Source organism: Stenotrophomonas sp. SKA14, assembly GCF_000158575.1.
Classification (GTDB): domain Bacteria; phylum Pseudomonadota; class Gammaproteobacteria; order Xanthomonadales; family Xanthomonadaceae; genus Stenotrophomonas; species Stenotrophomonas forensis.
In genome coordinates this window covers 2,071,459-2,084,126 of sequence record NZ_DS999412.1, presented here as the reverse complement: position 1 = coordinate 2,084,126, position 12,668 = coordinate 2,071,459, and the positions used below count along the sequence as shown (strand labels likewise).

Genomic DNA, 12,668 nt, shown 5'->3' with positions numbered 1-12,668 from the left:
GCCGTGTCGGTCTTGGTCATGTCGTAGCTGACCACGACGTTCTTGGCGCGCCCCAGGGTCGAGAACGGCCCGTTGATGATCTCGGCGTTGCCGCTGGTCGAAGTGGTCTGCACAGCGTTCTTGAGCACGCCGGCCGACAGGCTGCCACCAAAGTAGCCACTACCCTGGTTGTCTATCCAGAACAGGGCATTCGCCTTGCTCGCATTGGCCGGGTTGGAACCAATACCGAACCACATCATCAGGTCGTTGGACACGCCGAACGGCTTGCCGTGCACCATCATGTAGGCCCCGGATCGGGTGACCCAGCGGCCGCCCTCGAACGTCGTGCTACCGGTGTTGTTCGGATCAACGATGCCGAATCGATCAGCAACGAAGTTGATCTGACCGATAGTGCCGTTGTTGACCGACGTCATGCCTATGGCCCGGCCGTTGACGTCCAGTGCCCAGGTGTAGGACGCCTGCAGCTGGCTCTGCCCATTCTCTAGCTGCGTGGCACGCACCGACAGCGCCTGGGTAGCGCTTGCACTAGCCGCCTCGGACACCGTCCTCCGCTTCGCACTCAAGTCCTGCCAGAACGCATAGCCACTGGACCCGCTGAAGAGCACACCGCGTACATAGCAGGCGCCCGTCGGCACCGGGACTGAAGCGGCGACCCCGTAGCGCCACCCCGAGCCACCGGCACAGTAGATGGGATAGACATGGCTGACGGTCCCGCCAACTGCGTCTATAAAGTGCAATGCGAAGTAGCTGCCTGTCCCAGCTGGCATATAGCCGCCGTAGCAATCTGCGCGCATGTCGATGATCTCGTCCGGCGAGCACGGGACGGCATCCGCAATGCCACCTTCATAACCGTTGTTTGTAGCAACGCGCAGCACATACCCAGACGAGTGTCCCGGATCAGACTGCACGAGGCCTGTTTGCCACGCTCCAACGCCAGTGCTCGCCGTGAAACGTCCCGTGCGGATAATTTCCAGGGGAGAACCAGAGAGCTTCGCATTCACCTGTGTCAGCGCTTGCGATTGCGCGTCAATGCGCCCCTTCTGGACGCCCAGCTCGCTGCTCAACAGCTGAACCGAGCCTGTTGACGCCTTCCCTTCCAAAGCCGCGTCGGTCGTGTTGAGCCGCTCGCCCAGCGCGGCGTCGCGACTGACACTGGCCCGATCGACTGCATTCACGCTCGCCGTGCTGGCCTTGTCACCCAAGGCGGCGTTGGTGCTGTCGAGGCGCAGGCCCAGAGCCGCATCCGCCTCAGCCAGAGCCTTTACCTCGCTGGCAACCTGCCCAGTGCTAGCAGCCTGGCCACCATCGGCCGGGAGCTTCGCCACCACGGCGTCCACCCGCGTGACCTCTGCCGCAATGTCGCTGGCATTCTTCGTGGACATGCTGATGGCCGCCGCCAGCGCATCGCCCACCGATGTGTAGTCGCCGATGGCCTCCCACACCGCCGGATCAGTGCCCGGCTCCACATCGACGTTCTCGGCCAGCGCCCGATACAGAGTCCCATCGTGGCGCACGAAGTCACCGGCCGGGTAGGTCGTGCCGGCCACCCATTCGTCGGCGCCGACAATGTCCTCCAGGATGCCGTTAAGTGCGGCGACCTGCTCGTCCGTGTATTGATGCGCCTTGCCCACAGCCTCGTTGATCGCAGCCAGATCGCCGGCCAGTCGATCGATGATCTCCTGCCCTACCCGCTGGTTGGCCCGCTCCGCCTCTTCCCAGGTCTCCTGCAGCTGCTCGCCGAGGTTGTTCCCCAGCGACCGGGACAGCACCCGCATTCCCGTGGACAGCGCGCCGCTGGTGTTGCGCGATCGGCAAGCGAACGTCCATTCGCCCGAGCTCGGCAGCACTGCCTCAAAGGCAGCAGCGTGATAGCCGGTATCGCCCAGAGGCGTCATCTGGTCCCAGGCCGGCGAAGCGATCAGGCCTGGCATGTAGCGGATCTCTACGCCGACGAAGTCTGCCGACTGAATGGTGTCACTGAGGAATCCCCACGTGTAACGGCGCACGCCGCCGCTCAGCTCCTCCACGTCGAACAGGTCCACCAGCACCGGCGGCACGTCTGCACCGATGGTGTTGTAGATCAGGCTGACCGCAACACCCGCCAGTCCGTCGGGGCTGTACGGCCGCACGGTAACTGGATAGGTGCCTGCCGCAGGGATGCGCCAGCTGGCCGAACGGGTGACGGTGCGCGCAACTTCCTCCAACGCGGCGTTGCCGTCGAGATCGCTCAGCACCACGATGTCTCCGACCGGACCAGAGATGTCGAACGAGGCCTGCAGCTCGCTGTAGACCGTATCGCCCTGCACCACCTGTCGTTCGGTCATCTTCAGGTTGCTGGCGACTGGCCGCGTCTGCAGCTGCGAACCATTGCCGGGGGGAATGTACTCACCGGTTTTGACGTAGTGCCAGAACTCCTGAGTCTCGGGTACAACATCCACAGCGGCGCCCTTCAGATCGCTTTCCGGCCGTACGCCGACCACGCGCACGCGGTAACCCGGGGTCTGCTTGAAGTCGTAAATCCAGATAGTGTCCCAGGCCGGATTGGCATTGCCGTTGCCCGGCAGCTCGGCATCGGTCGGCCACGGGTCGGCCAGCTTCAGCTGGTCGCTATCGCCGGTGAAGGGCACGACCCGCAGTACGCGGTACACCCGCTCGCCAGGGATGCGCAGGCCGATGTATGCGCTGCCCTGCGCGGGCGCAGGCACCGGCACGTCGAGCTGCAGCGTCACGGCACGCCCCGGCCCCATCGATGCGGACAGCACCTGGCCCCCGAAGCCCCACTGCGTCAAATCGTGCTGAAGCGCCAGCACCGACATGCGGCCGTAGGACATGTGTTCGATATCAGTGCTGTAGGTGATCGCCTTGTACTGATACAGGCTCTGCGCTAGGTGCCAGCGCGCCAGAAGTGCCGCGTGTGCCTCACTGGTGACGCCCTCGCCGGACACCTGTGCCGGATTGAGCATGGTCGTCACGCCCGGTGCTGGCACGCGCAGCGTCTTGGCCTCCCACGTAGTGCGGTCGAGGTAGCTGTACTCGATGCCATCGGCGGCACTGGCCAGGGTGTAATCGACCTGGAATTGCCCCTTCTTGATGGTGGCCATGTTGACCACGCCCGACAGTGGCTGTTCGTCAGCTGCCCACACCACGGCCAGCCGGCCGCGGGGCCAAGCGATCTGGCCGAAACCGGCCAGCGCGATCGCGTCAAGCACGCCTTGATGGCTGCGCACCTCAGTCAACCAATGGTCGTATGTCAGGTCGTTCGCAGCGCAGTGCAGTGTGAAGGCCTTCAGGGCCTCGACATCGATCTGACGGTCGGGCAACCCCATCCCGGCAATGCGCTTGCCGGTGGGGTCAGTGAAGCCTCGGGCATAGGCAAGGATCTGCGCACCTGGATTGTTGCTGGACTCGGTCACCCAGCCGATGGCATCGCCCTTCCACACCGGGATCGGAGCCGAGTGCGCCACACATCGGATCTCGTCAGGCGCACCGTTGAGCTGGCCCGAGGCCCGCATACGGATGCCGATGCGCGAAATGCCCGGGTATCCCGACGGCTCGCGTCGGACGCTGGTCAGCGTGGTCCAGGTGAAGTTGGCCTGGGCGCCGCTGCCATCGGTGTTCTGACCGGCCACTCGCACGCGCACGTCGTACTGCCCCTCGGGCACATCCAAGGTGTAGCTGCGCTTCTGGGTCTTCTGGGTGCGGCCAGAGACGCTGTAGTTGCCGAAGCTCAGCCAGTTGCCGGTGCCGACGGCCCGGTACTGAACCTGAAGCTGCTCTCGGTTGTCCTTTTCCTTTCCCTTCGACGTCACGTCCCAGATCTGGAACTCGACGCCCACCACCAGGCGGATCGTCCGCTCACCGCCGGTACGCTGCACCCATTGCCCCGGCCGATTCTTGGGGTCGCTACTGGTGTCGAGCAGCCGGCCACCATCGACCACAGCCACGTTGCTGTAGATCGGGATGTCCTGGTCGGGCATGCCAGAGAAGCCGTGGTACCAGACCTGCACCCCTTCGAAGCTGGAGAGCAACGCATCCCCGTTGTAGAGCTCTTCCACTCTGGCGACGTTGATGCCGGGAGTCAGCAGCAGCGAGACGAACTGCTGATCGCCCTCGTAGTTCGTGTACGGCAGGCTCGCCACGTCCGGAGCGATGCGCACCGACCCGAACAACAGGCCCAGCGGCTCGTAGGGCCGTGGGCGGTTGCGGGGCGCGGACAGAGCGAAGGTGCTTTCGGCGGGCGCGGCGGCGCTGGGCTGCTTGGGCTGCAGTACTTTGTTGATCAACAGACTGCCGGCCAGATATACGCCCGCACGTGCTGCCGCCAGACCAGCACCAGACAAGCCCGCCTTGGCCAGCCAGCCCGCCAGCATCGGCGCCTGGAACGCAAAGTAGGTCAGCGCGACCATGGCCACCAGGCGAACAGCGCTCTTGCCCGCCGGTCACCACCAAACCCCGCGCCCGGCAGCTCCGGGCAAACGGCAACACCGTCAACCAGATCAGCGCCGCGCTGGGCGTCCCGTTCGGGACTGTGCGCCGCTGGGTCTACGAAGGAGCAGCAGCATGACCAGCATCCACGTGAAGCCCGTCTTCAGCGGCGCCACCGATCGCGAGAAGGAGCAGGACCGGCAGAAGCTGGCCAGCGACTTCGCACGCTTCGAGGCCGCCGGCGGCAAGGTCCAGGTTCTGGGCACCAGCAGCATCGATAAGAGCACGATCAGCCGCCTTCAGGTGGTTGAGGGTGGCCACGGTCGCCGCAGCGCGAAGAAGGCGGCCAACGCATGAGCCGCCACATCGCCCGCCGCGCGCCGAAGGAAACGCTGGGCTTCGCCTGGGGCCGGTTCCCGACCACGGACGGCAGCGCCGTCACCTGGCGACTGTACCGCCGCGACCACCGCCGTGCGCTGCACATGCACGTTCTGACCTTCTTCGCCCATGAGGACCGCCCGGTGATCGCCGGCCACCTGCGCCGCGCGCGACTGTTCCTGCGCGACAAGGTGGACAACATCGACCTCGTGGCGCTGGGAATTGCGGCATGAAATCCAGCTTTCCTGCGGCTGCATCACTGAGTCACATCGGGGGCGCCATCTCCGAAGACAAACCCACGGAATGCGTTTGCGAAGCCAATCGACATTTCAGCGAAGAGCTCGAGATGAATACTGACGTTGTCGAGCAAAACGGTCGTTCCTTCATAGACGAAGCCCGACTTTCCAACTTCGCCCATTGGCAGCACTGGCCGAATCTTCAAGCTCACAGCCGCCGCCTCCGAACTAAGGCTCCGGCAGTGGCTAATCATCGTGGCGAGATCCGCCCCGAGTGCATCAGGAAGGTTGTGAATTCTATCTTCGAGCTTCTCAGCACTCGGCAGAAGCGGCACCTGACAATCCTCAATCGCACTTTTAACCGCCGGCCAATAAACGTCGCCATTCAGGCTGGTTGCCCCTGCACGCCTGTAGTTGATGGAGAGCATCTTAAGCCTCGCGGGAAGTGCCGAGACCTCGTGCAGCAAGAGCTGTCCGATGATCCGCGCCTGTGCATTGCGGGCAGCCCCCGCTTCTTCGTGCTGCTGTGTGGCAATTTTCGCGGCTTGTCGAGATGTTCTCCAAGCAAGCACGGCGACCACGAGCGTCAGCAATCCGACGAGTGCCGTCACAACAACTCCCCAACCGGACCAAAACACCGCGCACTTCGCCTTCATCGAAAGGCACTCAGCAAATCCCAAAGCCATCCCGTGGTCTCCCCTATTGGCCTGGAGCCGATTCTGCCATGACCTACATTCATCCGAACGACCGCGCCTACGCGCTGGAGCGTGCTCTGGCTGCCGCCGTTGCCCAGGGCGAGGACCGCAAGGTGCAGGACGACCTGCGCGAGATCCTGGCCGAAGCCCGCCGCGAGGCCCGGGGATGAGCGGCCTGGTGCTGGTGCCGGCGCCGGAGGTCCCGGGCATCCCCGCCCGGATGCGGCAGCCGACGAAGGACGCCTATCGCCAGTGGCTGAACCAGGCCAACGAGCGCATCGAGCAGCTGCAGGCCGAGGTGGCCGAGCTGCGCGCCGGCGGCAGCACCAGCACCACACGGCCGGGCTTGGTTACCGACCTGGTCGCCGCAGCAACTGCCCTCGGCCACCACGAAACGCTGCGCAGCAGCAGCGACGAAACCATCGACTACTGGCGCACGCGCGTCGAGCAGCTGCGCGCCGAACTCACAGGAGAACACCATGGCTGACGGCTCCCGCGCCCCAGAGATCCACGTAGCACGCAAGACCCGCCCGGTGCTGGTGGCCGACCTGTTCTGCGGCGCCGGCGGCTTGTCCAACGGCACCGCACGCGCCATGCGCCAGTTGGGCCTGCCGGTCCAGATGATCGGCGTGAACCACTGGCCGGTCGCCATCGAAACCAACCGCCGCAACCACAAGGAGCACGCCGACCGCATCCACTGCGCGGACCTGGAATCGGCGCTGCCGCTGACAATCGTCCCCGAGGGTCGCCTGGACCTGCTCACCGCTGCCCCGTCCTGCGTCTTCCATAGCCGCGCGCGCGGCGGCCGGCCGGTGCACGACCAGCAGCGCATGGACCCGTGGCACGTCGTGCGCTGGTGCACCGAGCTGCGCGTCGCCCGTGTGCTGGTGGAGAACGTGCCGGAGTTCATGGACTGGGGCCCGTGCAGTCTGGTCACTGGCCGGCCGATCAAATCGCGCCGCGGCGAGTACTTCCGTGCATGGGTCGCCGCGTTGGAGGCCGTGGGCTTCAAGGTCGACTGGAAGGTCGTCTGCTGCGCCGACTTCGGCGACCCGACCACCCGCCGCCGCTTCTTCCTGATCGGCCGCAGCGACGGCAAGCGCCTGTCCTGGCCCGAGCCCACTCACGACCGTGTGGGCGGTACCGACCTGCTGGGCAGCCGGCCACGCTGGCGCGGTGCGCGCGAGGTCATCGACTGGACGATGACCGGCAAGAGCATCTTCACCCGCACGAAGCCGTTGAAGCCAAACACCCTGCGGCGGATCCTCGCCGGTGCAGTGAAGTACAGCTGGCCCCGGCCCTACATCGATGCCGTGCAGGCCCTGCTCGACGGCCAAGCCCCGCGACTGGTGTTCAGCCGCGCCGAAGCTGTGGCTCTGGACCTGGTCAGCGCGGATCCTGTGCTGGTCCACCTGCGCGGGACTAGCGAGCAGCACCTCCAGTCCACGGCAAAGTCTCCCGATGAGCCGCTGCCCACGCTCACCGCCGGCGGCGGCCACGTCGGGCTGGTGCTGGCCACCAGCAGCGGCGGCGCAGCGCGCGACCTGGACCAGCCGCTGCCCACCATCACCACCGGCGGTGCGGGCGCCGAGCGCCCCGGCTGTGCACGGCCACAGCTGGTGGAACCGCTGGTGATGGCCACTGCCAGCGGAGGGACCGCGCGTAGCGTCGATAACCCGGTCCCCACGATCACGACGGGCGGCAATGGCGCGCGGCCGCACCTGATCGAGCCCATCATCGTTCCGACCTCGAACACCAGCAGCGCCGGCGTGCCGCGCTCTGCCGCTGAGCCGATCCGCACCGTGACCACCGCCAAGGGCGGCGACCAGGCGCTGGCTGTGCCGCTGGTGGCCCAGTACTACGGAGCCACGGCCACCGCGCAGTCCGTGGCTGAGCCCGTGCCGTCGGTGACCACCAAGGCCCGCTTCGGCCTGGCCGAGCCGGTGCTGATGCGTGCCGGGCATGGCGACAGCGACGGCCGCAATCCCGTGAGCCGCGTGCTGGACGCTGATGCGCCGATGCCCGCGCTGACCGGGTCGAACGAGATGGCTCTCGCCGAACCCATCGTCATGCGCGGCAACGTCGGCACCGGCCGGACGGGCGACATGCGGCCGGCCAGCGAGCCCATGCCCACCATCACCTGCTCCGAGTCCCTGGCGCTGGCCGAGCCATTCACCATGCCGGTCACCCACCACGGCTGCGGGCGCGTGCGCTGCGTCGATGAGCCCCTGCCGACCATCACCGGCGCCAACCGGGGCGAGCTGGGCCTGGCTGCCGCTGCAGCAGACGTGGCCGACGAGGTCCGCATCGACATCAACTACCGGATGCTCCACTGGCGCGAGCTGGCCCGGGCCACGTCGTTTGATGACGAGGGCGAGGTCTACGACTTCGCCGGCAACGCAACCGAGATCACCAAGCAGATCGGCAACGCGGTCCCGAACCGAACGGCGAAGGCGTTGGCCATGAGCCTGATGAGGGACGCAGCATGAGCGCTCGCCGCCACCAGGTAATGCACGTGCGCCGGAAGATCACCGGCCGCCCACTGGTCATCGCCAAGGACGCACGCACCGTGCGGGAGTTGCTGCGCCGCCACCTCCGCGAAGAAGGGATGCGGCTGATGGACCTGGCCCCTGCATGGGGCCGCAGCTCACACACCGTCTATTCCCTGTTCGCGGTGAACCGTCCACTGGCGCCCGAGCACCTGGAGGCATCGATACAGGCGCTCGGTCTGGACGAATTCGATGCCAACGAACTCCGCCTGCAGGGAGCCCGCGAGGCCGGCTGGCAGATCGACCCCACCTTCCTTCTGGAGAAACGAGCATGAGCACCGACAACAAGACCCTGGCGGACGCGCAGCCCGGTGGGAGGGTGAGGCTGGGGGATGGCGTCCGCTACAGTAAGTGCGAGGGCAGAGGCTATTTTGACGTCGACGTGGATGTGGACGACAGCGGCGGCAGCATCGGGAACATCGAAGCCTGCCCGCATTGCACCCTCTCCGCCCAGCCCTCCCCGGGTGGCCAGTGGGCACCGGAGATCGAGCAGCTGCATAAGCTCGTTTCCAGCATCCTCAGCACGGTGTCGCTCGGCTACCAAACCGGCCCCTATGCCTATGCGGGTGAGGACTTCGGGGGATACCTCCACGAGGCTGCGAGCAACTGCCGCACGATCCTGCGCGGCCTTTCCAACATCGCCGCCCGCCAGCCGGTTCGCATCTACGGATGCTGCGCCCAGCCCGAGGGTGAGCTGCACACCGCCGAATGCCCGAACATGCGCCACCTCGCCGCCCGCCAGCCGGTGGGTGAGATTGTCGGTTGGCAGCACTGCGGAGAGAACCATGAGCACATGGTGATTTCCGATAGCACGAAGCAGGCCCTGAAAGAAGGTGAGACCGGCAACGGGATTCGCAAGATCGATGCCGCATACAGCATCCCGCTCTACGCCGCCCCGACCCCGCAGGCCGTGGACTCGTGGTCCGTGATCGACCGGGTAGCGAAAAATTGGGACGGATGCAGCATCGGCGCCGCGATTCGTGCAGAAGCCACGAAGGTGATCGGGCAGCCCGCGCAGGTCGTGGACCTGGACGAACTGCGCCGAGCCGTCTGCGTGGTCAACGTGGTCGGCCAGATCGATGGGCACGACGTGGTGCGCCGCAACTCAGTGCTGGATGTGGTCGACACCCGGCGACAGCGGATGGCCGATAGCCAGGACGTGCAATCGTGAAGGCCGCCTTGCGCGATGCATCGTTCTACGCCTGCCCAAGTGGTCACGGGCACAACCCGCGCCCGCCCAAGTGGCACGCCATCGTAGACCGCCCCGGCAACAAGTGGGGGGCAGACCGTGGACCCGCTTGCGGTATCCCGTTCCACACTGAGGAGACCGAGGTTGCTGCCGAAACGATCACTGGCCGCCAGCGCTGCGGAAAACCGGGCTGCAAGGCTGCATTTGCTGCGTTCGACAGCCAGGCGGTGGGCAAATGAGCCTCGTCACCTGGGGCGTGTGCACGAAGGAACGGACCGTCTCGGTGTTCTGCAGCGCATGCCGCGCAGTGTTCAACTTGCACGCACCGATGGTCGAGGCTCTGGAGCTGAAGATGGCAGCCGAGGCCAGCCATGTGTGCCCCGGCGCGACGATGCCTGTGGCTGCTGATCTGTTCGGATTCCCGTTGGAGCAGGCCCATGGCTGACCAGCTGCTCACCGCTGCAATGGAGGACCGCCGCCCGAGCGCCGACCTGCTGCAGGGCACCGACGTGCCCGACTTCCGCGAGGTGGGCCACGTGCTGGCCAGCCTGTCGGGGGTAGACCTCGGCAAGGCCAGCAAGGCCACCGTGCGTGCCTGGGAGGCCCGTGGCTTGGCCATGATTGAACTGTCCCGAGGGGACCGGGCCGAAGCCGAACGCATCATGGCCCCCGTATCGAAACGCCGCCACCGCGGCACCAATCTGGCCGCCGCCGGCGCGCCGAAGGAGGAAGCATGAACGACCCCATCACCCTGCCCCGCGTCCCCAACCTGCTCCGCCTGAAAGAAGTCAGCGCGAGGACCGGTCTGGCCAAGAACACCATCTACGATCGGATCCGCCGCGGGGAGTTTCCTGCGCAGATTGACCTCGGCGGCAACTGTTCGGCCTGGTCTGAGGACGAAATTAACGCGTGGATTCGGTCCAAAATGGAGGCCCGCAACGTCGATGAGCGCGGCCTACCCAAGGCTGCATGAGCCGGGGGCATATCTGGGGGCATGTCACGACCCCAAAGTCTCGGAACCCTTGCAGCCCAAGGGTTCCGGCGATTATCGGGATTCCCCTTGGCTCCACCACTTTTCAGAAGAACCCGTAGATCCTGCGATCTACGGGTTTTTTCTTTTCAGTGGCCCGCTCAGGCGGGATCCTGCCCGCCATCCTTGCGCTTCGGATCGCGCGAATGCGCATCACGCACCTGCTGGTCGCGCTGCCCCGGCCGCTGCCTGGCCACATCGTCCTGCTTCCTGTCCTGGCGGCTTTCCTGCACGCCCTGCTTCGGGTCGCCCTGGTCTTTCTCGCGCTCGCTCATCCATCGCTCCTTCGCCGGCGGGACACCGACGCTACCCCTACCCTAGAGATCGCCGGGTAATCAGCAGGTCAGTCCTGCGCCAACAGCGTGTGCAGCTGCAGTCCTGATTTCGCCGATGCCCCCACTCAGGTGCGGGTGATCGACACCCCACCCTCCACGCGCATCGCGGTACCGGTCACGAAGCTGCTTTCATCGCTGGCCAGGAACAGCGCGGCGTTGGCGATCTCCTCCGGTTCGGCCAGGCGCTTGAGCGCGTGCAGCGAGCGCACGAAATCACGCGCGTCGCCACTGGGCGCGGCCTGCCGGCCCATTTCGGTATCGGTGCCACCGGGCAGCAGTACGTTGCTGCGCACGCCACGTGCACCATATTCGGCGGCGATCACCTGGCTCAGGCCGATCAGCCCGGCCTTGCTCGATGCATAGGCCGCCATGCCCGGGAAGCCCACGGTATGGCCGACGAACGTGCCGACGAACACCAGCGAGCCGCCGCCACGTGCCAGCAATGCCGGCAGCTGCGCGCGAGCAGCATGGAAGGCGGCATCCAGGTTGGTCGCCATCACCTCGCGCCAGGCATCCACTGGGAATTCCGCGGCCGGTACACCGGGGCCGAGCATGCCGGCATTGTTGAGGGCGATATCCAGGCCCCCGAATGAGTGCCGGGCCAGATCGACCAGCGCCTGCGCGGTGTCAGGGTCGGCCACGTCGGCGGCATGCACCACCACCTCGCCCCCCGCGGCGCGGATCTGCTCGGCCAGTGCCTGCAGCGGTTCCAGCCGCCGTGCGTTGAGCACCAGTTTCGCGCCTTCGGCGGCAAACCGCAGCGCGCTGGCGCGGCCAATGCCGGCGCTGGCACCGGTGATGAGAGCGATCTTGTTGTTCAGGCGCATGGTGGCGGTATCGGTTGTGAAGTGGCCGCCACGATGCCGCGCCTTCGGCTCGCCAACACTCCGTTTCCGGGCTTGCCCGATCAGTGCAGGAAACGGAGTTTCCGCAGAACCGGCACATGCCAGAATCCGGCCATGGACAGTACCGCCACCACCACCCTCGATGCCCGCGTCGAACGGGTCTGCCGCCATCTGCAGGCCAGCCTCGACGAGCCCTCGCTGCAGGAACTGGCCGACATCGCCGGCTGCAGCCCGACGCGCCTGCATCGCCTGTTCAAGCAGGCGACCGGGCTGACCCCCAAGCAGTACGCCGCCGCGCTGCGCGCCGACCGCCTGCGCACCGGGTTGGAGCAACAGGAGCGCATCACCGATGCCTTCCACGACGCCGGCTTTGGTTCCAGCGGGCGCTTCTACGAGAACGCCCCGCGCCTGCTGGGCATGACCCCGAAGCAGTGGCGCTCAGGTGGTCGCGGCGAAGTCATCCACTTCGCGCTTGCCGAAAGCTCGCTGGGCAGCGTGCTGGTGGCCAGCAGCGGGACCGGCGTGGTCGCAATCCTGCTCGGCGACGATCCGGAGACACTGCTGCAGTCGCTGCAGCAGCGCTTCCGCCAGGCCGAACTGGTCGGCGCCGACAGCGGCTATGAACAACTGGTGGCGCAGGTCGTGGGCCTGGTCGAGGACCCCACCCGTGGCACCACGCTGCCGCTGGACATCCGCGGCACCGCGTTCCAGCAGCGGGTCTGGCAGGCGCTGCAACAGATTCCACGCGGGCAGACTGCCTCGTATGCGGATATTGCCGCGCGCATCGGCGCACCGCGCTCGAGCCGCGCAGTGGCCAGGGCCTGTGCAAGCAATCCACTGGCAGTGGCCGTGCCCTGCCACCGCGTGGTGCGCCGCGATGGCGACCTGTCCGGCTACGCCTGGGGCGTCGCGCGCAAGCGCGAACTGCTGCGCCGGGAAAAGGCCTCGACTGCCTGACGCCACCCGGTAGCCACCGACCCTGATCG

At 66.4% G+C, this 12,668-nt stretch carries 15 protein-coding genes; 11 read left to right on the top strand and 4 right to left on the bottom strand.

The annotated features are described in order from the left end of the window. Positions 1-4,406: host specificity factor TipJ family phage tail protein (locus tag SSKA14_RS09495; protein WP_198283600.1), on the bottom strand; the 4,406-nt coding region annotated here is incomplete at its 3' end. Between the two features lie 154 nt (positions 4,407-4,560). Between SSKA14_RS09495 and SSKA14_RS09490 the strand changes: the two genes are divergently transcribed. Both SSKA14_RS09490 and SSKA14_RS09485 read left to right on the top strand, forming a co-directional pair. Further along, positions 4,561-4,782, top strand: a complete 222-nt coding sequence (locus SSKA14_RS09490) for a hypothetical protein (RefSeq protein WP_040007380.1) — start codon at positions 4,561-4,563, stop codon at positions 4,780-4,782. Next, positions 4,779-5,036: a hypothetical protein gene (locus tag SSKA14_RS09485; RefSeq protein WP_008267716.1), complete on the top strand. Its 258-nt coding sequence runs from the start codon at positions 4,779-4,781 to the stop codon at positions 5,034-5,036. Before SSKA14_RS09490 ends, SSKA14_RS09485 begins: the two co-directional genes overlap by 4 nt. 23 nt (positions 5,037-5,059) lie before the next feature. Here the strand turns inward: SSKA14_RS09485 and SSKA14_RS09480 are convergent, their stop codons facing one another. Beyond that, positions 5,060-5,725: a hypothetical protein gene (locus SSKA14_RS09480; RefSeq protein ID WP_040007379.1), complete on the bottom strand. Its 666-nt coding sequence runs from the start codon at positions 5,723-5,725 to the stop codon at positions 5,060-5,062. Between the two features lie 38 nt (positions 5,726-5,763). Between SSKA14_RS09480 and SSKA14_RS23785 the strand changes: the two genes are divergently transcribed. From SSKA14_RS23785 to SSKA14_RS09445, 8 genes are all read left to right on the top strand, one after another. Further along, positions 5,764-5,904 (top strand): hypothetical protein, encoded by a 141-nt coding sequence (locus tag SSKA14_RS23785; protein ID WP_157635933.1) that lies wholly within the window; start codon positions 5,764-5,766, stop codon positions 5,902-5,904. Then, a complete protein-coding gene (locus SSKA14_RS09475) occupies positions 5,901-6,221 on the top strand; it encodes a hypothetical protein (protein WP_008265634.1) in 321 nt (106 codons plus the stop codon). Before SSKA14_RS23785 ends, SSKA14_RS09475 begins: the two co-directional genes overlap by 4 nt. Next, positions 6,214-8,223: a DNA cytosine methyltransferase gene (locus SSKA14_RS09470; protein ID WP_050413362.1), complete on the top strand. Its 2,010-nt coding sequence runs from the start codon at positions 6,214-6,216 to the stop codon at positions 8,221-8,223. The genes SSKA14_RS09475 and SSKA14_RS09470 overlap by 8 nt, the downstream gene beginning before the upstream one ends. After that, positions 8,220-8,558 carry a hypothetical protein gene (locus SSKA14_RS24095; protein ID WP_229766891.1) on the top strand — a complete coding sequence of 113 codons (339 nt, stop codon included), beginning with the start codon at positions 8,220-8,222 and terminating at the stop codon, positions 8,556-8,558. Before SSKA14_RS09470 ends, SSKA14_RS24095 begins: the two co-directional genes overlap by 4 nt. Further along, complete coding sequence (locus SSKA14_RS09460; RefSeq protein ID WP_008268810.1) at positions 8,555-9,454, top strand: hypothetical protein; 900 nt, start codon at positions 8,555-8,557, stop codon at positions 9,452-9,454. Before SSKA14_RS24095 ends, SSKA14_RS09460 begins: the two co-directional genes overlap by 4 nt. A gap of 253 nt (positions 9,455-9,707) precedes the next feature. Continuing rightward, on the top strand, positions 9,708-9,917 hold the full coding sequence (locus tag SSKA14_RS09455; RefSeq protein ID WP_008265233.1) for a hypothetical protein: 210 nt from the start codon (positions 9,708-9,710) through the stop codon (positions 9,915-9,917). Beyond that, positions 9,910-10,209 carry a hypothetical protein gene (locus SSKA14_RS09450; protein ID WP_232281374.1) on the top strand — a complete coding sequence of 100 codons (300 nt, stop codon included), beginning with the start codon at positions 9,910-9,912 and terminating at the stop codon, positions 10,207-10,209. The genes SSKA14_RS09455 and SSKA14_RS09450 overlap by 8 nt, the downstream gene beginning before the upstream one ends. Further along, entirely contained in the window at positions 10,206-10,445 is a 240-nt protein-coding gene (locus tag SSKA14_RS09445; protein ID WP_008267028.1) for an AlpA family phage regulatory protein, read from the top strand. The genes SSKA14_RS09450 and SSKA14_RS09445 overlap by 4 nt, the downstream gene beginning before the upstream one ends. Positions 10,446-10,603: 158 nt before the next feature. Here SSKA14_RS09445 and SSKA14_RS23965 read toward each other — a convergent pair whose 3' ends face one another. Further along, positions 10,604-10,777: a hypothetical protein gene (locus SSKA14_RS23965; protein ID WP_008268700.1), complete on the bottom strand. Its 174-nt coding sequence runs from the start codon at positions 10,775-10,777 to the stop codon at positions 10,604-10,606. 125 nt (positions 10,778-10,902) lie between these two features. Beyond that, entirely contained in the window at positions 10,903-11,664 is a 762-nt protein-coding gene (locus tag SSKA14_RS09440) for an SDR family oxidoreductase (protein WP_008267423.1), read from the bottom strand. A gap of 132 nt (positions 11,665-11,796) precedes the next feature. Here SSKA14_RS09440 and SSKA14_RS09435 point away from each other — a divergent pair, with 132 nt between their 5' ends. Next, positions 11,797-12,639 (top strand): methylated-DNA--[protein]-cysteine S-methyltransferase, encoded by an 843-nt coding sequence (locus tag SSKA14_RS09435; protein ID WP_008267609.1) that lies wholly within the window; start codon positions 11,797-11,799, stop codon positions 12,637-12,639. The last annotated feature ends 29 nt before the right edge of the window (positions 12,640-12,668 follow it).